The sequence below is a fragment of the Pseudomonas sp. 5P_5.1_Bac1 genome, assembly GCF_025466015.1.
In the GTDB taxonomy this organism is placed as follows: domain Bacteria; phylum Pseudomonadota; class Gammaproteobacteria; order Pseudomonadales; family Pseudomonadaceae; genus Aquipseudomonas.
The window spans coordinates 1-24,145 of record NZ_JANLNX010000102.1; the positions used below are offsets into that span (position 1 = coordinate 1).

Annotated in this window: 17 protein-coding genes and 2 pseudogenes; 11 read left to right on the forward strand and 8 right to left on the reverse strand. The window is 63.3% G+C overall.

The window, feature by feature from the left end; translation table 11 throughout:
* The first annotated feature begins 556 nt into the window (after window positions 1–556).
* Window positions 557–1,435, forward strand: a complete 879-nt coding sequence (locus NTD82_RS21675; protein ID WP_262130172.1) for a carboxylate/amino acid/amine transporter — start codon at window positions 557–559, stop codon at window positions 1,433–1,435.
* On the opposite strand, the gene NTD82_RS21680 is transcribed toward NTD82_RS21675, so the two are convergent.
* Window positions 1,373–2,677 carry a mechanosensitive ion channel family protein gene (locus NTD82_RS21680; protein WP_262130173.1) on the reverse strand — a complete coding sequence of 435 codons (1,305 nt, stop codon included), beginning with the start codon at window positions 2,675–2,677 and terminating at the stop codon, window positions 1,373–1,375. The genes NTD82_RS21675 and NTD82_RS21680 overlap by 63 nt on opposite strands.
* A gap of 146 nt (window positions 2,678–2,823) precedes the next feature.
* On the opposite strand from NTD82_RS21680, the gene NTD82_RS21685 reads away from it, so the two are divergent.
* Entirely contained in the window at window positions 2,824–4,149 is a 1,326-nt protein-coding gene (locus NTD82_RS21685; protein ID WP_095154328.1) for a DEAD/DEAH box helicase, read from the forward strand.
* 59 nt (window positions 4,150–4,208) lie between these two features.
* Here the strand turns inward: NTD82_RS21685 and NTD82_RS21690 are convergent, their stop codons facing one another.
* Entirely contained in the window at window positions 4,209–4,478 is a 270-nt protein-coding gene (locus NTD82_RS21690) for a hypothetical protein (protein WP_095153863.1), read from the reverse strand.
* A gap of 125 nt (window positions 4,479–4,603) precedes the next feature.
* Between NTD82_RS21690 and NTD82_RS21695 the strand changes: the two genes are divergently transcribed.
* Together NTD82_RS21695 and NTD82_RS21700 are read left to right on the forward strand one after the other, a co-directional pair.
* Window positions 4,604–4,999, forward strand: a complete 396-nt coding sequence (locus tag NTD82_RS21695; RefSeq protein ID WP_095153862.1) for a transcriptional regulator — start codon at window positions 4,604–4,606, stop codon at window positions 4,997–4,999.
* A 107-nt stretch (window positions 5,000–5,106) separates the two neighbouring features.
* Window positions 5,107–6,039, forward strand: coding sequence for a DMT family transporter (locus NTD82_RS21700; RefSeq protein WP_262130174.1), 933 nt, complete (start codon window positions 5,107–5,109; stop codon window positions 6,037–6,039).
* 237 nt (window positions 6,040–6,276) lie between these two features.
* Here NTD82_RS21700 and NTD82_RS21705 read toward each other — a convergent pair whose 3' ends face one another.
* Window positions 6,277–7,458: an MFS transporter gene (locus NTD82_RS21705; RefSeq protein ID WP_262130175.1), complete on the reverse strand. Its 1,182-nt coding sequence runs from the start codon at window positions 7,456–7,458 to the stop codon at window positions 6,277–6,279.
* A 106-nt stretch (window positions 7,459–7,564) separates the two neighbouring features.
* On the opposite strand from NTD82_RS21705, the gene ptrR reads away from it, so the two are divergent.
* Both ptrR and NTD82_RS21715 read left to right on the forward strand, forming a co-directional pair.
* Complete coding sequence (gene ptrR, locus NTD82_RS21710) at window positions 7,565–8,458, forward strand: putrescine utilization regulator PtrR (RefSeq protein WP_095153859.1); 894 nt, start codon at window positions 7,565–7,567, stop codon at window positions 8,456–8,458.
* Window positions 8,459–8,570: 112 nt separating this feature from the next.
* A complete protein-coding gene (locus NTD82_RS21715) occupies window positions 8,571–8,693 on the forward strand; it encodes a PA1414 family protein (RefSeq protein WP_256587674.1) in 123 nt (40 codons plus the stop codon).
* A 103-nt stretch (window positions 8,694–8,796) separates the two neighbouring features.
* Here NTD82_RS21715 and NTD82_RS21720 read toward each other — a convergent pair whose 3' ends face one another.
* Window positions 8,797–10,176 (reverse strand): sodium:solute symporter, encoded by a 1,380-nt coding sequence (locus tag NTD82_RS21720; protein ID WP_262130176.1) that lies wholly within the window; start codon window positions 10,174–10,176, stop codon window positions 8,797–8,799.
* A gap of 139 nt (window positions 10,177–10,315) precedes the next feature.
* Entirely contained in the window at window positions 10,316–11,266 is a 951-nt protein-coding gene (gene speB, locus NTD82_RS21725) for an agmatinase (RefSeq protein WP_095154326.1), read from the reverse strand.
* 224 nt (window positions 11,267–11,490) lie between these two features.
* Here speB and NTD82_RS21730 point away from each other — a divergent pair, with 224 nt between their 5' ends.
* From NTD82_RS21730 to NTD82_RS21740, 4 genes and pseudogenes are all read left to right on the forward strand, one after another.
* A complete protein-coding gene (locus NTD82_RS21730) occupies window positions 11,491–12,384 on the forward strand; it encodes a LysR family transcriptional regulator (protein WP_095153857.1) in 894 nt (297 codons plus the stop codon).
* A 133-nt stretch (window positions 12,385–12,517) separates the two neighbouring features.
* Window positions 12,518–12,793, forward strand: a pseudogene (locus tag NTD82_RS29460) (PAS domain-containing protein); the annotation flags it as partial.
* Window positions 12,794–13,561: 768 nt separating this feature from the next.
* Window positions 13,562–14,077, forward strand: a pseudogene (locus tag NTD82_RS29465) (methyl-accepting chemotaxis protein); the annotation flags it as partial.
* A 77-nt stretch (window positions 14,078–14,154) separates the two neighbouring features.
* The gene (locus NTD82_RS21740) at window positions 14,155–14,754 is read left to right on the forward strand and encodes a tRNA-uridine aminocarboxypropyltransferase (RefSeq protein ID WP_095153855.1); all 600 of its coding nucleotides are present in this window, start codon (window positions 14,155–14,157) and stop codon (window positions 14,752–14,754) included.
* A gap of 168 nt (window positions 14,755–14,922) precedes the next feature.
* Here the strand turns inward: NTD82_RS21740 and NTD82_RS21745 are convergent, their stop codons facing one another.
* The 3 genes from NTD82_RS21745 to NTD82_RS21755 are packed head-to-tail and all read right to left on the reverse strand — an operon-like array spanning window position 14,923 to window position 19,852.
* Entirely contained in the window at window positions 14,923–16,269 is a 1,347-nt protein-coding gene (locus tag NTD82_RS21745) for an HlyD family type I secretion periplasmic adaptor subunit (RefSeq protein ID WP_262130178.1), read from the reverse strand.
* Window positions 16,270–16,288: 19 nt separating this feature from the next.
* On the reverse strand, window positions 16,289–18,433 hold the full coding sequence (locus NTD82_RS21750) for a type I secretion system permease/ATPase (protein WP_410017076.1): 2,145 nt from the start codon (window positions 18,431–18,433) through the stop codon (window positions 16,289–16,291).
* A 45-nt stretch (window positions 18,434–18,478) separates the two neighbouring features.
* Window positions 18,479–19,852: a TolC family outer membrane protein gene (locus NTD82_RS21755; RefSeq protein WP_095153852.1), complete on the reverse strand. Its 1,374-nt coding sequence runs from the start codon at window positions 19,850–19,852 to the stop codon at window positions 18,479–18,481.
* A 513-nt stretch (window positions 19,853–20,365) separates the two neighbouring features.
* Here NTD82_RS21755 and NTD82_RS21760 point away from each other — a divergent pair.
* The coding region (locus tag NTD82_RS21760; RefSeq protein WP_262130180.1) for a retention module-containing protein at window positions 20,366–24,145 on the forward strand (3,780 nt) is incomplete at its 3' end.

Here is a 24,145-nt window from a genome sequence, read left to right on the forward strand (position 1 = left end):
AGGACGCTATCGCCGGCAAGCCGGCTCCCACAGGGGGGCGCGGTGCTAGCAGTTTTTGTGGGGCCACTGATTTGCTTTTGCTGTTGCTCTTGATGCGCGCAAGTTCAGACGCCACAGATTGCGACGTCAGGAGGCCGAGTGGAGGTGTCTGTAGGGGGCAGGTGCGCAGCACCCTTCGGCGTAGCCGAAGACGCGAGGTGAAGACTTGCGAAGCAAGTCGTAGGCCGCGTGGCCCCCGAAAGGCGCCGGAGGGAGGGGACCCGCAGCGCAGCGTAGGGCCGGATGCAGGAGCCAGCGGTTTTCGTCTATTTTGCCAAGACAAAATGGACTCGCCGTAAAGGCGAAAGGGGCCGGCGGCGTCGCCACATGAAATGGATAAGCTCAGGGCACCCCAACCCCAAAGCTCCCAGTATTCCGTGAAGAACCTTTTTTATGGGCGTTTCGGGCCGAACCGCAGCGATGAGGTCCTTGACCATACCGCCCAAACCAATCCCGACAATTGCACCCGGATACCCCAACCCGCTAAGGTCGCCGCCTTGATCCCCGAGAGGCCGCCATGCACTACCTATTGATCGTCGCGCTGATCCAGGCGTTTTCCTTCAGCCTGATCGGCGAATATCTCGCTGGCCATGTCGACAGTTACTTCGCCGTGCTGGCCCGGGTCCTGCTGGCTTTGCTGGTATTCCTGCCGCTGACCCGCTGGCGCCAGGTGGAGCCGCGTTTCATGCGCGCCATGCTGCTGATCGGTGCGCTGCAGTTCGGTATCACCTATGTCTGCCTGTACCTGAGCTTCCGCGTGCTGACAGTGCCGGAAGTGCTGCTGTTCACTATCCTCACGCCGCTGCACGTGACCCTGATCGAAGACGCGCTGAACCGTCGCTTCAACCCGTGGGCGTTGATCGCGGCATTGGTGGCGGTGGCCGGCGCTGCGGTGATCCGCTTCGACAGCATCAACCCGGACTTCTTCATCGGTTTCCTGCTGCTGCAACTGGCCAACTTCACCTACGCCGCCGGCCAGGTCCTGTACAAGCACCTGATCGCGCGCCATCCCAGCGACCTGCCGCATTACCGGCGCTTCGGCTATTTCTACCTGGGTGCCTTGCTGGTGGTGCTGCCGGCGTTCCTGCTGTTCGGCAACACGCAGCACTTGCCCACAACCGACGTGCAGTGGCTGGTGCTGCTGTTTCTCGGGCTGTGCCCGACGGCGCTCGGGCTGTACTGGTGGAACAAGGGCGCTTGCCTGGTTTCCGGCGGCACCCTTGCGGTGATGAACAACCTGCATGTCCCGGTGGGGTTGCTGCTCAACCTGCTGATCTGGAATCAGCACGAGCCGCTGGGACGGTTGTTCATCGGCGGGGCGGTGATTCTCGCGTCACTGTGGCTCAGCCGGCTCGGCACCCAACGCCCGCTGCTGGCCGGGAAGACTGGCCGGTAGCAGGCCGGCGCGCAGGTCGTTGCCGCTGGGCTGCTGGTACAGGCTCAGGCCGAACTCCGGCAGCACCGCCAACAGGTAATCGAAGATATCGCCCTGGATTCGCTCGTACTCGGCCCACACCGTGGTGCGGGTGAAGCAGTAGATTTCCAGCGGAACACCCTGCGCGGTGGTCTGCATCTGGCGGACCATGCAGGTCATGTTCGGCTGAATGTCCGGGTGGCTTTTCAAGTACGCCAGGGCGAAGGCGCGGAAGGTGCCGATATTGGTCAGCCGGCGGCGGTTGGCCGACAGTTCCGCCACCTGGCCCTGGGCCTCGTTCCAGCTATGCAGCTCGCTGCGCTTGCGTGCCATGTAGTCGGTCAGCAGGCGCACTTCGCCCATGCGCCGCTCTTCCTCGGCGGTGACGAAGCGCACACCGCCGGCATCGATGAACAGGCTGCGCTTGATCCGCCGCCCGCCCGATTGCTGCATGCCGCGCCAGTTCTTGAACGACTCGCTCATCAGGCGCCAGGTGGGGATGGAGACGATGGTCTTGTCGAAGTTCTGCACCTTCACGGTGTGCAGGGTGATGTCCACCACGTCGCCGTCGGCGCCGACCTGGGGCATTTCGATCCAGTCGCCGACCCGCAGCATGTCGTTGCTGGTCAACTGCACGCTGGCGACGAACGACAGCAGGGTGTCCTTGTAGACCAACAGGATCACCGCCGACATCGCACCCAGGCCCGACAGCAGCAACAGCGGCGAGCGGTCGATCAAGGTGGCGACGATGATGATCGTGCCGAACACGTAGAGCACCATCTTCGCCAGTTGCACGTAGCCTTTGATCGAGCGGGTGCGGGCGTGTTCGGTGCGGGCGTAGATGTCCAGCAGGGCATCGAGCAGGGCGCTCAGGGCGAGCACCAGGAACAGGATGGTGAAGGCCAGCGCCACGTTGCCGAGGAAATGCTGGCTGGTGGCGCTGAGTTCCGGCACCAGCTTCAGGCCGAATTGCACCACCAGTGACGGTGTCATCTGCGCCAGGCGGTGGAACACCTTGTTTTGCAGCAGGTCGCCAAGCCAGAGCAGCGCCGATTGGCGGCTCAGCAGCTTGATCGCGTGGAGGATGAGAAACCGCGCCACCCGCCCCAGCACCAGGGCGATGACCAGCAGCACCGTCAGGCCTAGCGCGGCGTGCAGCAGCGGTTGTTGGTCGAGGGTGCCCCAGAGGTCGAGGGCGTTTTGCCAGAACTGTTGAATAGCCATGCGCTGCGGAAATTCTCCGTAACCTTTTAAAAGAAGTGCCAATTAGAACGAATGTACCGGGCCTGCGGCAAAAAGAAATTCGGCTCGGGCGCCGGAAAACGTTACCCTATGTGGCTGAATTTCCGCTCATGCCCGAGGTTACATCCGTGTTTTCCCAATTCGCCCTGCACGAACGCCTGCTCAAAGCCGTGGCCGCACTGAACTTTGTCGAGCCTACCCCTGTGCAGGCGGCCGCCATTCCCTTGGCGCTGCAAGGGCGCGACCTGCGGGTCACGGCGAAAACCGGTAGTGGCAAGACCGCCGCATTCGTCCTGCCGCTGCTCAACCGTCTGGTCGACCTGAACCAGAAACGCGTCGAGATCCGCGCACTGATCCTGCTGCCGACCCGCGAGCTGGCCCAGCAGACCCTGAAGGAAGTGGAACGTTTCTCCCAGTTCACCTTCGTCAAGGCCGGGATGATCACCGGTGGCGAGGACTTCAAGGAACAGGCCGCGATGCTGCGCAAGGTGCCTGACATCCTGATCGGCACCCCGGGCCGTCTGCTGGAGCAACTGAACGCCGGCAACCTGGACCTGAAACACGTGCAGGTGGTGATCCTCGACGAAGCCGACCGCATGCTGGACATGGGCTTCTCGGAAGACGTCGAGCGCCTGTGCGGCGAGTGCCCGAACCGTCAACAGACCCTGCTGTTCTCCGCCACCACGGGTGGCGCCGGTCTGCGCGACATGATCAGCAAGGTGCTGAAGAACCCTGAGCACCTGATGCTCAACAGCGTCAGCCAGCTCAACGAAGGCACCCGCCAGCAGATCATCACCGCCGACCACAACCAGCACAAAGAGCAGATCGCTCAGTGGTTGCTGGAAAACGAGACGTACCAGAAGGCGATCATCTTCACCAACACCCGGGTCATGGCCGACCGCATCTACGGTCACCTCGTGGCCAAGGACATGAAGGCGTTCGTGCTGCACGGCGACAAGGACCAGAAAGACCGCAAGCTGGCCATCGAACGCTTCAAGACCGGCGGCGCCAAGGTGCTGGTGGCGACTGACGTGGCTGCCCGTGGCCTGGACGTCGACGGCCTGGACCTGGTGATCAACTTCGACATGCCGCGCAGCGGCGACGAGTATGTGCACCGTATTGGTCGTACCGGTCGTGCTGGCGCCGAAGGCCTGGCGGTGTCGCTGATCTGCCACGGCGACTGGAACCTGATGTCGAGCATCGAGCGCTACCTGAAGCAGACCTTCGAGCGTCGCACCATCAAGGAAGTGAAGGGCACCTACACCGGTCCGAAGAAGGTCAAGGCGTCGGGCAAAGCGGTTGGCGTGAAGAAGAAAAAGACCGACAAGAAGGGCGACAAGAAAGCCGTGGCCAAGCGCAAGCCGACGGCCAAGCCGAAGCCTAATGCACCGCTGACCAGCTCTGATGGCCTGGCGCCGCTGAAGAAGCGCAAGCCGGCTGCTGCGGCGGAGTAAGGCTCAAGGGTCTCATCGCCGGCTTCCCGGCGCTGAGGCCCTCAAATTTTCCAGCACCCTCACGTTTTCTTCTCGGCCTCCCGCAATTCCTGCAGCCGCTTGTCGATCAACTGACATTTGTCCGGCAAATCACTGGCCTCCGTGCCCAGCTTCATTCCCTGCAACTCCTCGTTGATTTCCTTGGCCTTCTGCGGGTTCTGCTCGGTCAGGCGGGTCACTTCCTTGGCCAGTTCCTCGCGTTTCTCCGTGGCTTCTTCCAGCGTGCATGCCCAGCTCGGCAGGGCGAACAGCAGGCTAGCGGTGGCGGTCAGCATCATCAGTGTCTTCATGGTCGGGCCTCGTTATCCATGGCGGGCGATGTTCCCGGTTGAGGGGCGCGCCGCCGGGAAAGTTCAGTCGAACCGTGGCGCACGCGGCCGGTCACAACCTTACATACCCCACCGAGGCCGCACCCATGAGCACCGTGTATGACTGGGACCTGATCGAACGTCTGCTGCATGAAGTCCAGAACAGTGCCGGACACAACTTCACCCCGCGCCCCTATGCCGAACAGCACGCCGCGCAGCTTGCCGCCGATGGCGACGCGGTGCCGGACCTCGACCACCTCAAGACCCGCGCCTGCGACTATGAGCGGCTGCTGGTGGAACGCGGCTACATCGTCAGCCGGCCCGAAGAGGAGGGCGGCAACGGCGAGAACTTCGTCCTGACCGAGCGTGGTTCGCGGCTGTTGAGCCTGATCGACAGCAGCATTCCCGGCAACGATCACCCGCGCCAGGTCCTCGATGAGCAGGCCGATGCGCTGGACGAAGCGACCTTCGACGAGGTGGCCTCGAAGGCGCAGATTGCCTGAGCGAGTCAGACATATCTGGTAATAGCTGACGACAACCATCAATAATTGGCGCCAATTCTTCGCTGCCAAGAGGTTGTCATGCCATTGCCAGAAGTGGGGTGCCGCCCATGAGCGCACCCCGTCGCGATCCCGATGCCTTCGCCTTTCAGGTCATGCTGGGGCTGTGCCTGATCTGGGGCGTGCAACAGGTGATGGTCAAATGGGCCGCCGCTGATTTCGCCCCGGTGATGCAGGCGGCGACCCGCTCAGGGATCGCCGCGTTACTGGTGGGCCTGCTGATGTGCTGGCGTGGTGGCTGGGAGCACGTGGGCACCACCTGGCGCGGAGGGCTGCTGGCGGGCGCGTTGTTCGGGATCGAGTTCTTGTTCATCGCCGAGGGCCTGTCGCTGACCTCGGCGGCGCACATGTCGGTGTTCCTCTACACCGCGCCGGTCTTCACCGCCCTCGGCCTGCATTTCATGCTGCCCAGCGAGCGCCTGCGGCCGCTGCAGTGGCTGGGCATCCTGCTGGCCTTTGGCGGGATTGCGTTGGCCTTCGCCGGCGGTATTTCCCTGGATGATCTCAACGGGCCGATGTTGCTCGGCGATGCCTTCGGTGTACTCGCTGGTGCGTCCTGGGGCGCCACCACGGTGGTGGTGCGCTGCTCGCGGCTGTCTGAAGCGCCTGCGACCCTTACGCTGTTCTATCAGTTGGCGGTGGGCTTTGTCGGTCTGCTGTTGATCGCTGCCTTCAACGGCAAGCTGACCCACGTCAGCCTGACGCCCATTGCCATCGGCAGCGTGCTGTTCCAGGCGCTGGTGGTGTCGTTCTTCAGCTACTTGACTTGGTTCTGGCTGCTGCGCAAATACCTGGCGTCCAACCTGGCGGTGTTTTCCTTTATCACGCCGATCTTCGGCGTGACCTTCGGTGTGCTGTTGCTGAACGAACCGCTGAGCCTGAACTTCGTGATTGGCGCGCTGTGTGTGTTGCTCGGCATCGTCATGGTCAGCGCCGAGCAGTGGCTGCGCAGGCGTCTGCGTTCGTTGCTGGGGCAGCGCTAGAGGGTGGTTGGGTAATACGGGTACAGAGACGCCGCTGTCGAGGAGAGCCCCTGAACCTCTCCACTGCGCTGTACTATTTCTGCCCGCAGCGCGGACGGCAGCAATTGAAAGTGGATCTGTTGTTCTGCTCTGATTCTCTGGGCGTTGTTGGCAAGCGCTTCGGCTTTTCCTCCGTAGTCCAGAGCGGTCCATTCGCTCCTTCGAAAACGGGGCGGCGATGCTCGTTTATGGCACTGATCAGAGCCTGTCAGGTGCGGGCGAATGACGAGTAGGGGCGTTCTGATAGGTTCCAGGCCGCCAGTTCAGGACGCCCGCCAGCAACAGACCGGCGCCAGCGACCAGCAGCGCCGGTTGCAGGCTGCCAGCGAACAGGTTGCTCAGCGCCGCCAGCAAGGGCCCGCCGAGCTGGCCGATGGCGAAACAGGCGGTCAGCAGGCCAGCGTTGCGTTGGGTGGCGTGGGGCGCCAGTTCCCGCGAGCGCTGCATCACCAGTTGCATGCAGGCCAGGAACGGCGTGCCGCAGAAGATCACCCCCAGTGCCAGCCCCGGACCGTCGCCCATCAGGCAGGCGAACACACCGATGGCCTGCAGCCACAGTGTCACCCTCAACCAGCGCGAGGTGCTGCCCGGCCGTGGCCGGCGCAGGCTCAGCAGCATCACCCCGACTGCGGCGGCGAGGCCGAAGCCGGGCCAGAACAGGTCGGCCATCCACTGCCCGTGAAAGCGCGCGCTGGCCATCTGCGACATGAACGTCGCGGGGATGATGTAGCCGATGCCATACAGGCCGTAGATCAGGCCCAATCGCGGGATACCCCGCGAAGGCGTTGCGGCCAGTGTTGGTGCTGGCGTGGCTGGCGCCTCCTCCGGCTGCGGCAGCATCGGCCGCACGGCCAGCAGCATGACCAACGCGGCAGCGGCATAGATCAGCCACAGCGGCGCCGACCCCAGCCCGTACAGGTTCGAAACCAGCGCCAGCAGCCCTGTCAGCATGATGCCCAGGCCGGGACCGGCGAACACCAGGGCGCCCAGTCGCGGCAGGTTGCTGCGCGCGGCGAGGGGTTGGCTCAGGCTGGTGATCATCACCATTACCCAGGCGCTGGCCACGCCGGTGCCGAAACGCAGCAGGGCGTGGGTGATAAAGCTGTCAGCCCAGAACGACAGCACCGTCAGCAGCACGCACAACCACAGCCCGAGGTTGAGGCGCAGCCGCACTTGTTGTGGGCGGCGGGCGAGCATGGCGTCCAGCGCGCCAAGGAAGTAGCCGAGGTAGTTGGCCGCAGCGACCAGACCGGCGGCGGTCAGGCTCAATTGGCCTTCTCCGACCAGGTGCGGCAGTTGCGGGGTGAGGGCGAAGCGGCCGATGCCCATTGCCATCATCAGGGCAACGAAGCTGGCCAGAAGACGCAGTGTCGGCGACATGTCCGGTATTCCTCTGCAAGGCAAGTGATGCGTTCAGACTACCGGCGGTTGCTTTTCTTAAAAATTGAATAATGATGAGCAACTTGTTCACTTTTGGAGAACGGTTGTGGAACTGAGCCAGTTGCGCATCTTTCAGGCGGTCGCCGAGACCGGTTCGGTGACCCGCGCCGCCGAGCAATTGCACCGGGTGCCGTCGAACCTGTCGACGCGTTTGCGTCAGCTCGAGGAGCAACTGGGCGTGGAACTGTTCCACCGCGAGCGTCAGCGTCTGCAGTTGTCGCCGGCCGGCAAGGTGTTGCTGGACTACGCCGGGCGCATGCTGGCGCTGCACGACGAGGCGTTCGCGGCGGTGCAGGGCGGAGAACCGGCCGGCGAGTTCATCCTCGGCAGCATGTACAGCACTGCGGCGATTCACCTGCCGGGGTTGCTGGCGCGGTATCACCGGACCTATCCGGCGGTGAACCTGCAGGTGCAGACCGCGCCCAGCGGCGAGCTGCTGGAAGGGCTGCTCGCCGGTCGGCTGGACGCTGCCATGCTCGATGGGCCGCTGTCGCTGGCCGGTCTCGACGGCGTACCGCTGTGCGAGGAAACTCTGGTGTTGATCACCGAGTCGGACCATCCGCCCGTGCGCAGCGCGCGGGATGTGACGGGGCGTGCGGTGTTCACCTTCCGCAAGGGCTGTTCCTACCGCATGCGGCTGGAGGCCTGGTACGCCCATGATCACGCGGCCATGGGCCGGGCCATGGAAATCGAGTCCTACCCGAGCATGCTGGCCTGTGTGGTGGCGGGTTCCGGGGTGGCATTGATGTCGCAGTCGATGCTCGACAGCCTGCCGGGGCGCGAGAACGTCGCGGTGCACCGGTTGCAGACGCCTTTCGATCTGGCGACCACCTGGCTGGTGTGGCGGCGGGGCATGCGCGGAGCGAATCTGGATGCCTGGGTGAACCTGCAGGAAGAGGGGCGGGAAGGACCACCTGTCGGAACGGCGCTCAGCGCTTGATGCAGGTCACGGGTGTAGGAATTTACGCAAGCGATTTGTAGGACTTGAGGCTATGATTGCTAGGAAACATCGTAGCCAAACTGGATTGGACGATGACCCTCAAGGGGGAATTATGAAAAACCTGATGATGAACTGGCTCCATGACCTCGCTGTTGCCTTGGGCCTGATCCCGCCGATGCAACCGGTACCGATCCCCAGCGACGACGAGAAGCGCAAGCGTCAGCCTCGACGTTGAAGTATTCAGAGGCCCCATCGCTGCGGTTCGGCGCCCCGAACCGCAGCGATGAGGCTCTTCATCCCAAAGAAAAAGGGCCTGCTTTGCGCAGGCCCTTCTTGTTTCAAGCCAGTTTCGCCGCATTCACTTCCGAGCGGGACATCAGGCTGACCACCACGAAGCTCACCAAGGCGATCGCCAGGCTGTAGTAGATCGGGGTGTTCGCGTCCATGCCGTCCTTGATCATGAACACCAGCGCGGTAACGAAGCCCAGCGCCATGCTGGTGATCGCGCCGCGAGTGGTGGCGCGTTTCCAGTAGATGGCGCCGATCAGCGGCACCAGCATGCCGCCCACCAGCAGGTTGTAGGCCAGGGTCAGGGCGCTGATCACGTCTTCCACCACCAGGGCGATAGCCAGCACGGCCAGGCCGGTCAGCAGGGTGAACAGGCGGTTGATCGACAGGCTCGACTGTTTGCCGCCGCGCAGCCGTGGCAGCAGGTCTTCGGTCAGAACGGTGGACGCAGCCAGCAGGCCGGCACTGGCGGTGGACATCATTGCCGCCAGCGCAGCAGCGATCACCAGTCCGCGGATGCCGTCAGGCAGGGCGGATTTGACGATGGCGGCGAAGGCGTTGTTGGCGTTGCCCAGGTCTGGCAGCAGCACGTGAGCGGCCATGCCGATCACCGCGCAGACCAGGCCGTAGATCACGCAGTACAGGCCTGCGGTGGTGCCGGCGTATTTGGCGACCTTCTCGTCACGGGCGGTGAACACCCGCTGCCAGATGTCCTGGCCGATCAGGATGCCGAAGAAGTAGATCAGGAAGTAGGTGATGATCGTGTCCCAGCCGATGGTGGTCAGGCTGAAGCTGGACGCCGGCAGCTTGGCTACCAGTTGGTCCCAACCGCCAACGCGGTACAGGCAGATCGGCAGCAGGACGAACATCAGGCCGACGGTCTTGATCACGAACTGGACGATGTCGGTCAGGGTCAGCGACCACATGCCGCCGATGGTCGAGTACACCACCACCACGCCGCCGCCGAGCAGGATCGCACTCCAGAACGGCAGTTCGAACAGCACTTGCAGGACGGTGCCGATGGCCAGGGTCGAGGTCACGCCGATCATCAGCGCGTAGGCCAGCATGATCACGGCGCTGGCCTGACGGGCCATGGGGTTGTAGCGCTTTTCCAGCACCTGGGTGACGGTGAAGATGCGCAGGCGCAGCAGCGGTTTGGCGAGGAACAGGTTCAGGGCGATGATGCCCAGGCCCAGCGCCGCGCACAGCCAGAAACCGGAAATACCGTGCACATAGCCCAGTTTCACGGTGCCGACGGTGGACGCGCCACCCAGTACCGTTGCGGCCATGGTGCCCATGTACAGGCTCGGGCCGAGGTTACGGCCGGCCACGAGGTAGTCCTCGTGGGTCTTTGCCTTGCGCATGCCGTACCAGCCCAGTATCAGCATGCCGGCGGCATAAATCAGTACAACGAATATGTCCAAGGCCATGGGTGTCTCCAATTATCTTTTTTATGTGAGATCGATCTCGCGGTCGGGTAGGCCGCCGCGGGTCATTCTTCGTAGCGCGGCCCGTTTTCAACGGGCCGCCGTCATGGCTCCTGCCTGATATCTTTCCTTGCCTTGGCTATTAGCGACGTGCAACGCCGGGCAGAACGCAGAGCATTTCGTAAAGCAGGTTGGCGCCGAGCAGCGAGGTGTTGCCGGTGGTGTCGTAGGGCGGGGACACCTCGACCAGGTCGCAGCCGATCAGGTCGAGGCCCTGGCAGCCACGGATCACTTCGATCGCCTGGATGGTGGTCAGGCCGCCGATTTCCGGGGTGCCGGTGCCGGGCGCCCAGGCCGGGTCGATGCCGTCGATGTCGAAGGACAGGTACACCGGGCCGCCGCCGACTTTCTCGCGAACTTCGGCCATCAGCGGTTCCAGCGACTTGTGCCAGCACTCTTCGGCCTGGACCACGCGGAAGCCCTGTTTGCGGCTCCAGTTGAAGTCTTCAGCGGTGTAGCCCTGGGCGCGCAGGCCGATCTGCACCACGCGGTCGCAGTCCAGCAGGCCTTCTTCGACGGCGCGGCGGAAGGTGGTGCCGTGAGCGATTTTCTCACCGAACATGTGGTCGTTGACGTCCGCGTGGGCGTCGATGTGGACCAGGCCGATCTTGCCGTGCTTTTTGTGCAGGGCGCGCAGGATCGGCAGGGTGATGGTGTGGTCGCCGCCGAGGGTCAGCGGGATGACATTGTGTTCGACGATGGTGTCGTAGGCCTCTTCGATGATGCGCACGGCGTCGAGCAGGTTGAAGGTGTTGATCGCCACGTCGCCGATGTCGGCCACCGACAGCGAGTCGAACGGGGCGGCACCGGTGGCCATGTTGTACGGACGGATCATCACCGACTCGGCGCGGATCTGCCGCGGGCCGAAGCGGGTGCCGGAGCGCAGGGAGGTGCCGATGTCCAGCGGCACGCCGATAAAGGCGGCGTCGAGGCCGGCGGGACTTTGCAGGTGGGGCAGGCGCATCATGGTTGCGATGCCGCCGAAGCGCGGCATTTCGTTGCCGCCCAGTGGTTGGTGCAGGATCTTGTCCACGGTTTCGGGCCTCATCGGTTCGATTGTTCTAGTTGTTGAAACCTGTTCTCAACACCGGCCAGCCAGCCGAAAGTGCCCTGGAACAGTTGCAGTGCGGCAAAGTCTGCAAAAGGTAGTGCCGTAGAAGAATCGCTACAGGCAAATACTTAGTTCAGGTTTTTCTGAACTATCGCTGGGAGCGGGGTTAGACTGTCGCCATTTCCGACCTGCGGACCTCCGTTTTCATGGCCTCGAACCTGCCCGATCTGAAGCTGCTGCGTATCTTCGCCAGCGTGGTGCGCCACCAGGGTTTCGCCAATGCCCAGCGCGACCTCAACCTCTCCACGTCAGCCATCAGCACCTACATGAGCCAGCTCGAGGCCGCCCTCGGCATCGTGCTGTGCCATCGCGGCCGTGGCGGCTTCAGCCTGACCAGCAAGGGCGAGCTGTTTCACCAGGAGACCTTGCGTCTGCTGGCCGAACTGGACGGTTTCGAGCAATACGCGGCGGCGCTCAAGGGCGAGCTGCGCGGCACCCTTAACCTGGGGGTGATCGACTCCACCGTGGGCGATCGCGCCTTGCCGCTGGCCGAAGCCATCGGTGCTTACAGCCAGGAACATCCGGCGGTGCACCTGCATTTGTCGGTGTCCAGCCCCTACGAGTTACAACTGGGGGTGCAGGACAACCGCCTGGACCTCGCCATCGGCGCCTTCTCCACGCGCATGAGCGGGCTGGTCTACCAGCCGCTGTACCGCGAGCAGCACTGGCTGTATTGCAGCAACCGCCACCCGCTGTTCAGCGAGCGGCGGATTCCCGAGCAGGTCATCACCCAGCAACGCATGGTCGGCCGGGGCTACTGGAGCCAGGCGGAACTGGCCCGGCACGGTTTCAAGCACAGCGCTGCGACGGTGGAAAGCATGGAGGCGCAGTTGATCCTGGTGCTGTCCGGGGCCTACATCGGCTACCTGCCGGAGCATTACGCCCAGGCGTGGGTCGACAAGGGCGACTTGCGGGTGCTATCTCCCGCGACCTTCGGTTATCAGGCGCCGTTCTCGATGATCATCCGCCGTGGTCGCAGCCGTGAACCGCTGATCCAGACCTTCCGCGACCTGCTGCGGGCGCAACTGACGCCAGCATGAGGCGAACGTCGGCGAAAATTACTTTGCGCGGGTGGTAAAAAGCACCACGAAAGCGTTAATGCTCTGCTACTACTTTTCTTGCCGTGATGAAACTTCCTTCCCCACCTCTTCAGCAGGGACGCCCAAGATGCGCATGAATTTGCCCGTCACTGAGCAGGAAAGAACCTTCCCCCAAGAGCAGCGGCTGATCTCCACCACCGACCTGACCAGCCGCATTACCTATTGCAACGATGCGTTTGTCGCCATCAGCGGGTTCACCCGCGACGAGCTGCTCCACGAGCCCCATAACCTGGTACGCCATCCCGACATGCCGCCCGCGGTGTTCGCCCATATGTGGGAAACCATCAAGGAGGGAAAACCGTGGATGGGCGTGGTCAAGAACCGCGCCAAGAACGGTGACTTCTACTGGGTCAGCGCCTATGTCACGGCCATCTACGAGAACGGTCGGATCAGCGGCTATGAGTCGGTCCGCTCGCTGCCCAGCCGGGATCAGGTGCAGCGCGCCGCAGCCTTGTACGAGCGCTTGCGCGCCGGGCGCTCACCCACCTCCTGGGCGGCGCGCACGCTGGATGTGCTCGAACATGGCTGGCCGTTGGTCGGTGCTGGCGTGGTATCGGTGATCGCCTACCTGGCTTTGCCGCAATACGCCGCTCTCGGGGTGTTGATGGCTAGCTTGCTGTCGGCCTGGTTCCTGCTGGAAAACCGCCAGAGCCGGGTGATCCGCCGTACCCTGGCCGAGCACCCCAAGGCGTTCACCAGCCCGCTGGTGGCGCTGACCTACAGCCGCAACCTGGGCCTGCAAGGGCAACTGGACCTGGCCATGATCAGCGAGGAAGCGCGCCTGCAAACGGCGCTGACCCGGCTGGTGGATGCCGGCGTCAGCGTACGAACGCGGGCGTCGCAGTCGTCGGATTTGTCCGGTGCCCAGGCGCAGATGCTCGATCGTCAGCGCAGCGAGACCGATCAGTCGGCGACGGCTATCGCGCAGATGGCGGCGACCATCCAGCAGGTGACCCAGAACGTGCAGAACACCGCGCACGCGGCGTCCGACGCCGACGAACTGACCCGTCAGGGCAGCACGCTGGCGCAGCGGAGCTTGCGGGCGATGAGCAGCATGGCGGATGCGGTCAACGATATCGGGCAGGCGGTGCACGCCCTGGCCGAGCAGACTCAGTCCATCGGCAGCGTGGTGGACGTGATCACCTCGATCGCCGAGCAGACCAACCTGCTGGCCCTCAATGCCGCCATCGAAGCGGCACGGGCCGGCGAGCAGGGACGCGGCTTCGCCGTGGTCGCCGACGAAGTGCGCTCGCTGGCCCAGCGGACCCGCGCCTCGACCGAGGAAATCCACCAGATCATCGCCTCGCTGCGTGCGGGTGCCGATCGGGCGGTGACCAGCGCGAACAAGGGCGAGCAGATCTCCCGCGACAGCGTGCACAGCGTCGAGGCGGTGCAGGTGGCGCTGAGCGGGATCAGCGAGGCGGTCAGTCGTATCACCGGCATGAGCCAGCAGATCGCCACGGCCTCCGAGCAGCAGAGCCATGTGGTGGAAGACATCAACCAACAGATCGTGCGCATCGCACAGTTGTGCGATCACAGTGCCGGCCAGGCCAGGCAAGGGGCCGAAATCAGCCAGGAACTCGAACGCATGGCCGAGTACCTGCACGACCTGGCCGAACGGTTCAACCGCTAGTCGTACCATCCTGCCCACAGGGATGTGGGTCTTTTCCGGGACTGCTGTGGCACACTTTGTCCGCCCAGGAGAACCCGATGTCCAGAATCCAGTGCGAGCGCTGTCAGCGTCCGCAGTCCCGTTGCCTTTGTCCCTTGATCCCGTCGCTCGACAGCCGCACCCGCGTGGTCCTGTTGCAGCATCCCGATGAAGTCCGTCATGCCCTCAATACCGCGCGCCTTGCCGCCCTTGGCCTGCGCAATGGCGAGTTGCGGGTGGGCGAGGTGTTCGAGGGGCTGGCCGAGCTGATTGCTGCGCCGGGGTATCGGGTGGGCTTGTTGTTTCCCGGTGAACAGGCGCAGCCGTTGCGGGCGTATGGCGAGGATCCGGATCCGCGTCCCTGGTTGCTGATCGTGCCGGACGGCACCTGGCGCAAGGCGCGCAAGCTGCTCTACCTGAATCCGCTGCTGGACGCATTGCCGCGAGTGACCCTGGCCTGTGTCCAGCCTTCCCGCTATCGGCTGCGCAAGGCGCCGGAAGCGGGTGCGTTGTCGACCATCGAGGCGGTGACCCAGGCGCTGAATGTGCTGGAAGGGGAAGGGCGTTTCGATGAATTGCTCAGGCCTTTCGATGCGTTGATCGAGGGGCAGATTGCGGCGATGGGGCGGGAGACGTTTGAGCGTAATCATCTGCGCTGATTTGTGAGGGCTAGACACCGCATCGCGAGCAAGCTCGCTCCTACAGTTCATTGCACCATGCCGTGGACAGTGTAGGAGCGAGCTCGCTCGCGATGGCCCTCAGCAACCCAGCCATTCCTCAGGTGAAGTCTGTGGTCGGGATCGCCTTCGCGGGGATGGGACCACTGACTAGCGTTCCCGCAACGCCTCCGTCCGCGCCTTCAGCACCGGCTTCAGCATGTAATCCAGCACGCTCTTCTCGCCGGTAATGATGTCCACCGTCGCCACCATCCCCGGGATGATCAGCAGCGGTTTGTTGTCCCCGCCCAAATGATTTTTGTCGGTGCGCACCTGGATCATGTAGAAGGCGTTGCCCTTGTCGTCGGTGACGGTGTCAGCGCCGATCAACTCCAGCCGCGCCTTGAGCCCGCCGTAGATGGAGTAGTCGTAGGCGCTGAACTTGACCATCGCGCTCTGCCCCGGATGCAGGAATGCAACATCCTGCGGACGGACCTTGGCTTCGATCAGCAGGTTGTCTTCCAGCGGCACCACTTCCACCAGGTCGCTGCCGGGCTGGACCACGCCGCCGACGGTGTTGACCTTGAGCAGCTTGATGATGCCGTGCACCGGTGACACCACGGTGGTGCGGTTGACCCGGTCGTCGATCGCGACGCTGGTGGCGGTGATTTTCGACAGGTCGGTGCGTTTTTCGTTGAGTTCCTTAGCCGCTTCGGAGCGGAAACCCGCCTCGGATTCTTCGATCTTGCTCTTGATTTCCGCCACGGCCGACTCGGCCCGGGGAATCGCCAGGCTGGTGGCGTTCATCGAGCCGCGGGCTTCCACCGCGCTGCGTCTGAGGCGGAGGATTTCCACCGGCGAAATCGCCCCGGTTTTCACCAGCGGCGTCGACATGTCCAGCTCCTGCTGCAGCAGGGCCAGGCCCGAGCGGTACTGGTCCAGCTTGGAGCGGAACTCGGCCAGTTCCTGGGTCTTCTGCCGCAGTTGTTCGTTGAGGGTCTGCTTCTCGCTGTTCAGGCGGCGCTGGCGCGATTGGTACAGGGCCATTTCGTCCTCGGCCACTTGCGGCGCCTTGCTGCGCACTTCCGGGGACACCTGGAACGTCCTGCCCTCGGTCTCGGCGGACAGCCGCTCGACCTGCGCGGTGAGGGCGTAGCGGTCGGCCTCGCTTTCGCCCTTGTTGGAGCGGAAGCGCGTGTCGTCCAGGCGCAGCAGGGTGTCGCCCTTGTTCACCATCTGGCCTTCGCGGACGAAAATTTCGGTGACGATGCCACCTTCGAGGTTCTGGATCACCTGCACCTTGCTCGACGGAATTGCCTTGCCTTCGCCGGTGGTCACCTCGTCGAGCACGGCCACCTTGGCCCAGACCAGCGCAACCAGCAGCAGCGCCGCCGCCAGCCACACGGTGAGCCGCGAGCGGCGCGGGGAGTCCTGCAGGGTGGCGTTCGTCAGGTCCGGCAGGTACTCGTGCTCGGCGGTCTTGTTGAAACTCTGGAAGTAACTGCGTAGTGCGGACATCTCGCACCTCTGTGTAGGACTAAAGGGCTTGACCGATACGTCCCTTGCGCAGGGCGTCGATCACCGCATCCTTGGCGCCGTCGGCAACGATCTTGCCGTTGTCGAGTACCAGCAGGCGGTCAACCAGACTGAGCATCGAGGTGCGATGGGTGACCAGCAACAGGGTCTTGCCCTCGATCCAGCCGTGCAGGCGATTGCGCAGTTGTTCTTCGCTGCTGTTGTCCATGTGGCTGGTGGGTTCGTCCAGCACCATGATCGGCGGCTCCAGCAGCATCGCCCGGGCCAGCAGCACGGCCTGGCGCTGGCCGCCGGAGAGCAGTTGGCCACGCTCGCCCAGCGGACGGTCGAAACCGCGCGGGTGTTGCCGGGCCAGCTCGCTGACGCCGGTCAGTTCGGCGACTTCGAGCATCCGCGCGTCACTCACGTAGCGCGCCCCCAGGGTCAGGTTGTCGCGCAGGCTGCCGGCCAGCAGCGGCAGGTCGTGGGCGACGTAGCCGAGTTGCTGGCGTAGATCGGTAATGTCCAGTTGGCGCAGGTCGAGGTTGTCCAGCAGGATCTGGCCTTCGTCCGGCTCGTAGAAGCCCATCACCAGCCGCGCCAGGGTGCTCTTGCCCGAACCGCTGCGGCCGATGATGCCGATACGCTCGCCCGGCTTGACGCTGAAGCTGACGTTGTTCAGCGCCGGCACGGTTTGCCCGGGATAGCGGAAGCTCACCCGGCTCACTTCCAGCGCCCCTTGCAGGCGGGTGTGCTCCAGCGGTTGCTGGTCGCTGCGACGTTCCTGCGGCAGGGCCATCAGGGCGTCGGTGCTGCGCATGGTCAATTGCGCCTGTTGATAACGGGTGATCAGCCCGGCGATCTGCCCCAGCGGCGCGAGCACCCGGCTGCCGAGCATATAGCAGGCGACCAGGGCACCGACGCTGAGGCTGCCGGCGATGATGCTGTAGACCCCGGCGACGATGGTGGCCATCCCGCAGAACTGCTGGATGAACAGCGTGCCGTTGGTGGCCAGGGCCGAGAGTTTGCGGGCGTGGACGTCCAGTTGGGTGAGGGCGCCATGGGTGCTTTCCCACTGGTACTGGCGCTCGCTTTCGGCGCCGCAGGCCTTGAGGGTTTCCAGGCCGCCGAGGGTTTCGATCAGCAGTGCCTGGCGCACCGCGCCGAGGCTCAGGCTTTTCTGCACGGTGTCGCGCAGGCGCACCTGGATCAGCAGGGCGAAGACGATGGTCACCGGGAACGCGATCAGTGGAATCATCACCAGCCAGCCGCCGAGCAGGCCGATAACCGCGAGCATCAGCACCACGAAGGGCAGGTCGATAACGCTGGTCAGGGTCACCGCGGTGAGGAATTCGCGCAGGCCCTGGAAGTCGTGGATGCTCTGGGCGAAGCCGCCGATGGTGGCCGGGCGGGCTTTCATCGACATGCCGGTGATGCGTTCGAACAGGGTTGCCGAGAGGATCATATCGGTCTTCTTGCCGGCCTGATCGAGCAGATGCGCACGGACCACGCGCAGCACCAGTTCGAACAGGGTGCCGATCAACAGACCGATGACCAGCACCCAGAGGGTCGAGGTGGCCTGGTTCGGCACCACGCGGTCGTAGGTCTGCATCACGAACAGCGGGACCATCAGGCCCAGCAGGTTGATCAGCAGGCTGGCCAGCAGGGCGTCGCTGTACAGCCAGCGGGATTGTTTGAGGGTGTCGCGAAACCACGCATTGACCCGCGGCACCAGCGGACTGCGCAGGTCTTCAAGTTCATGCCGGGGGCGGGCGAAAAGGACCTGGCCCGCGTAGGCCTCGTCCAGTTCCTGACGGCTGACCCACTGCTCGCCGCCGTCGGCTTCGCAAGGCAGGATCAGCGCCTGATCGCCCTCTTTCCAGCGCTGCAGCACCGCGCAACGGCCATCCTTGAATAGCAGCAGCACGGGCAGGTTGAGCGCGGAAATCGCGCCCAGCTCACGGCGTAGCACGCGCGCCTGCAAGCCGGCACGCGCCGCCGCGCGCGGCAGCAGATCGATGCTCAGGCGTTGTTGCGGCAGCGGCAGGCCGCTGCTCAGGCTGGCGCGGCTGGCCGTGCAACCGTGCAGCTTGCAGAGAATCAACAGCCCATCGAGTAACGGATCATCGAAACTCTGGCGTTGGTCCGCCGAGTTCGCCGGTTGCATGCTGGTCACAATGGCCTACTCCTCAGTCGAGGCGGCGGAAAATACTCAACGCATTTCAGGCAACCGCGCGTCGGTCTTGACGTCGCTCTGGGCGACGGCTTCAGGCGGCAGCGAGATTTTCTGCTTGCTCAGCAGTTCGCCCATGTTGGCCAGCAGCCGATAGCCGGAGAACTCCTCGATGTAGCGCACTTCAACGTAGCGCCGGTTGGCGTTGTACAGCTCGTTTTCGCTGTCGAGCACGTCGAGCAGGGTACGTTGGCCGAGGCCGAACTGGTCCTGGTAGGCCGCGCGCACACGGGTGGTGGTCTCGGCGTACTGGCGGGCCGATGGGGTCTGTTTGGCAGCGTTCTGCAGGGCGTTCCAGGACAGCGACAGGTCCTCGGTGAGGGTGCGCAGCGCGTTGTTGCGGATGTCCATGGCCTGGTTGATCTTGTGCGCGTCGGATTGCAGGCGGGCTTTGTCGCTGCCGCCGCGGAACAGGTTGTAAGTCATCACCACGCCGGCGTGCCAGTCGGTGTTGGCATGCCCGGGCTCGCCGCCCAGGTTGTTGTTGGCGGCGGTGGACAGCTCGGCGTCCAGGCGCGGGTAGAACGGCGACTTCGCCACTTCATATTGTTGCTCGGCGGCCTGGATATCCGCCTGGGCCGATTTCAGGTAGGGGTTGTTCGCCAGCATGTCCTGGCGAGCGTCGACCAGGCTGGTGGGGATTTCGCCCTTGATCGAGGGCGGGGCTTCCAGCTCGTCGGCGGTGCGGCCGGTGACGCTGAAGAAATTCGCCTCGGCATCGGCCAGGTCGACTTCCGCGGTGTACAGGTTGTTTTCCGCCAGTGCCCGGCGAGCGGTGGACTGGTCGAGGTCGGCGGTACTGCCGACGCCGCGCTCGCTGCGCAGGCCGATCTGATCGTTGACCCGCAAGTGGGCCTGCAGGTTGTTCTTGGCCAGGGTCACCAGTTCACGGCGCTTGAGCACTTCGAGGTACACCTCGATGGCGCGCAGGGCGATGGTCTGCGAGGTGGCTTGCAGGTAGTAGGCGCGGGAATTGACCACCGCCTCGGTGCGGGCCACTTCATTGGAGGTGTTGAAACCGTCGAACAGCATCTGCCGCAGGCGCAGTTCCGACTGGGTGTAGTTCAGGGATTCCTTGTTGTGGTTGCGCGTGCCGTCGGCATTGATACCGCGGGTGTTGGTGTTGTCCGAGCGCTCACGGCCGTAGCCGGCGACCAGATCGACGCTCGGGTAGTAACCACCGCGAGCGAACTTCACATCTTCATCGGCGGACAACCTGCTGTTTATTCCCGCCTTGGCTTCCGGGTGGTAATCCACCGCGCTTTGCACTGCTTCCTGCAAAGACATTGCCTGGGCATTGGCACAGGTCATGGCCAGTAAAACTGCACTGGTGAGGGGGGTCAAAACGCGCATGGGTTACTTCTCCCTGAGTTTCATTTTTAGGTGCTGCATCGCCAATAAAATGACGAAAAATTGAGTTCAAACCGTTTCAGGCTTGTAACAACAGAGCTAAGAACATTTGCACGCAAAGCTAAGAAGAAATTTTCATAAGGGTTATGCGAAAAAAAACTTATGCGGTCTAAGGAAACCGGCACATTGTTTAACCCACGCGCCACGTATACCGGGCGCTGAAGCGCTTTTTTACTGGCGTCAGAAAGTTTTCAGATGGTTTTTCGGCATAGGGCATGGAAAGAGTGGAGGGGAGGGGAAACACCGCAAATCTTGGCGACGGAAATTTGGCGCAAGGCCAGTTGCCAGTAGGTGTTCTCTATCCGCTGCGGCGACATCGATCGGGATCGTGGATTTCCCCTGGAATCCCCCGGTCCTGATGGTCGCGGGTACTTCGAACCGGGCGCTGATTGATTTGGCCCGCACACGAGATACCACGCACTTTCCTGCAGAACTCGGCGGTGGAGGAGTGGGTACATGGCTCAGTCAATCGGTGTGGTCAGCAAGGTGGTCGGTCTGGTGTTCGCGGTCGCGAGTGACGGAACCCGGCGGGCATTGGTCGAAGGCGATCGCCTGTTCGTCGGCGAACAACTGGAGACCGGCGCGGCTGGAGCGGTGGCGGTCCACCTGGCCAACGGCGGGGAACTGACCCTGGGCCGCGACAGCAGCCTGACCCTCTCCAGCAACCTGCTGAACCATCACGCGCCTCACGTGCAAGCCCCGGATGTCGTGACCCCGACTGAAGCGCAATTGAGCGACGTCGAGAGACTCCAGCAAGCCATCGCCGCCGGCGGCGACCCGACCCAGGATGCCGAGGCGACCGCCGCCGGCCCGGGCAACGGCGCGCCCGGTGCGCTGGGCGGCGGCCACAGTTTCGTGCTGTTGACCGAAGTGGGCGGCCGGGTCGATCCGGTCATTGGTTTTCCTACCGCCGGCTTCAACTTCCAGGGCGACCTGGTGGACCTGCGCACCGGTGATGTGACGCACGACCAGCCTTTCGCTCCCCAGGTGAACAACCCCATCAGCCTGAATGGCCTGGCGGTGCAGGGCGGCGAGGTCATCGTCAACGAAGCCAACCTGCCACTGGGTTCGGCGAGCAATGCCGGGGCCCTGACCCAGGGCGGAACCTTCACCGTGGTCGCGCCTGATGGTGTCTTCAACCTCAATGTCGGTGGCGTGAATGTGCTGACGGCCGGTGTTGTCACCGGCGTAGGACAGTCCTTCACCACCGGTACAGGCAACGTCCTGACCATCACCGCCTACGATCCGGCCAGCGGCACCGTCGGTTACACCTACACCTTGACCACCGCCGGCAGTTCGCTGGGCGAGAGCATCCCGGTCACGGCCAGTGACAGCAATGGCGATGTCACCAGCGGTAGCCTCGATGCCACCATCCTCGACGACGTGCCACGGGCGGTGGACGACACCAATGCCTCGGTGGCCACGGAAGCCTCGACGGTGCTGACCGGCAACGTCCTGCCCAACGATATCCAGGGCGCCGATCGCACGCCCAATCCGATCATTCCGGGGACGTTCACCGGCACCTACGGCACGCTCGTACTGGCGGCGGACGGCTCGTACACCTACACCCTGAATCCCTCGGACCCGGACTTCATCAACCTTCACGGTGGTGGTCACGCGACCGAGACCTTTACCTACACGCTGACCGATGCCGATGGCGACACCAGCAACGCCAACCTCGTGCTCAACATCACCAACCTGGATGATCCGGTTGTGCTGGGCGGGGTGGGGACCAATGCCGGGGCGATCACCGTCTTCGAGAAAGATCTGAGTACCGGCAGCAGCCCGAATGCGGCCGCGCTGACCCAGACCGGCAGCTTTACCGTCACCGCGGCGGATGGCCTGCAGACCCTGAGCGTGGGAGATATCAACGTTATTTCCGGCGGCGTGGCGGTCACTTTCCCGCAAACCGTGACGACACCTCTGGGCAATACCCTGACCGTCACCGGCTACAATCCGGGCACCGGCGTGGTGACCTACAGCTACACCTTGCTGGACAGCGAAACCCATCCGGCTGGCAACGGGGCCAACACCCTGACGGAAAGCTTCACCGTAGTTGCCAGCGATACCGATGGCAGCTCCAGCACTGCCAACCTGAACGTGCTCATCGTCGATGATCAGCCTGTCGCGGTGGCGGACAGCAATGCGTCGGTCGCTACCGAAGTATCAACGGTGCTGACGGGGAATGTGCTGACCAACGACATTCAAGGCGCCGACCGGGTAACCGGACCGATCACCGCGGGCACCTTCACCGGCACCTACGGCACGCTCGTACTGGCTGCGGATGGTTCCTACACCTATACGCTGAATCCTGCCGATCCGGACTTCTTCAATCTGCATGGCGGCGGGAATGGGACCGAGACCTTTGCCTACACCCTCACCGACGCGGATGGCGATACCAGTACTGCCAACCTGGTGCTGAACATCACCAACCTCAACGATCCGGTGACGCTGACGGGCCTGGATAGCGCCGGCGGCGAACTGAGTGTCTACGAGAAGAACCTGAGTGATGGCAGCAGCCCGGATGCCGGGGCACTGACGCAGACGGGCACCTTCACCATCAGTGCGCCGGATGGCCTGCAGACCCTGAGTGTCGGCGGCATCAATGTGATCAGCGGCGGCGTGGCGGCCGGCTTCCCGCAATCCACCACCACCTTGCTCGGTAACACCCTGACCGTCACCGGCTACAACCCGGGCACCGGCGTGGTGACCTACAGCTACACCCTGCTGGATAACGAAGCGCATCCGAATGCCGGCGGCACCAACAGCCTGACCGAAAGCTTCAGTGTTATCGCCACCGATACCGATGGCAGCAGCACCAGCGGCAGTATCGACGTGAACATCGTCGACGATGTGCCGACGGCTGCGGCGGATACCAATGCGTCGGTTGCTACTGAGGTTGCCACGGTCCTGACGGGGAATGTGCTGACCAATGACATTCAAGGGGCCGACCGGGTTACCGGACCGATCACTGCGGGCACCTTCACGGGCACCTACGGCACGTTGGTTCTGGCAGCGGATGGTTCCTACACCTATACGCTGAATCCTGCGGATCCGGACTTCTTCAATCTGCATGGTGGCGGTACGGGGACTGAGACCTTTGCCTATACCCTGACCGATGCTGACGGTGATACCAGTACTGCGAACCTGGTGTTGAACATCTCCAATCTGAACGATCCGGTGACGCTGAGCGGGCTGGATAACAATGGTGGTGAGCTTTCGGTTTACGAGAAGAATCTTGGAGATGGCAGCAGCCCCGATGCGGGGGCGCTGACCCAGACCGGGACCTTTACCGTCACCGCTCCGGACGGGCTGCAAACCCTGAGCGTGGGTGGGATCAGCGTTGTTTCTGGCGGTGTGGCTGCTGGTTTCCCACAAACTGCGACGACGCCTTTGGGCAATACGCTGACTGTTACGGGGTACAACGCAAGTACCGGCGTGGTGACCTACAGCTACACGCTTCTGGATAACGAAGCTCATCCAAACGCAGGTGGCATCAACAACCTCACCGAAAGTTTCACCGTCACCGCGACGGATACCGATGGCAGCACCAGCAGCGGCAGCCTCGACGTGAACATCGTCGACGATGTGCCGACGGCTGCGCCGGATACCAATGCGTCGGTTGCTACCGAGGCGGCGACGGTATTGACGGGGAATGTGCTGACTAATGACGTTCAGGGCGCTGACCGTGTTGTTGGACCGATCACTGCGGGCACCTTCACTGGAACCTACGGCACGCTGGTTCTGGCTGCGGATGGGTCTTACACCTACACGCTGAATTCTGGCGATCCGGATTTCTTCAATTTGCATGGTGGCGGTACAGGGACTGAGACCTTTGCCTATACCCTGACCGATGCGGATGGCGATACCAGCACTGCGAATTTGGTCCTGGATATCAAGAACCTGAACGATCCAGTCACTCTCAATGGCCTCGATGCTGTGGGTGGCGAACTGACGGTTTACGAGAAAAACCTCAGCGACGGCAGCAACCCGAACACACCGGCACTGACCCAAACCGGCACCTTTACCGTCACCGCTCCGGATGGTTTGCAGACCTTAAGCGTGGGCGGCATCAACGTCGTTTCTGGTGGTGTAGCCGCTGGTTTCCCACAAACTGCCACGACTCCGCTGGGCAACACGCTGACCGTCACCGGTTACAACGCAAGCACCGGCGTGGTGACCTACAGCTACACCCTTTTGGATAACGAGGCGCATCCAAACGCTGGCGGCATCAAT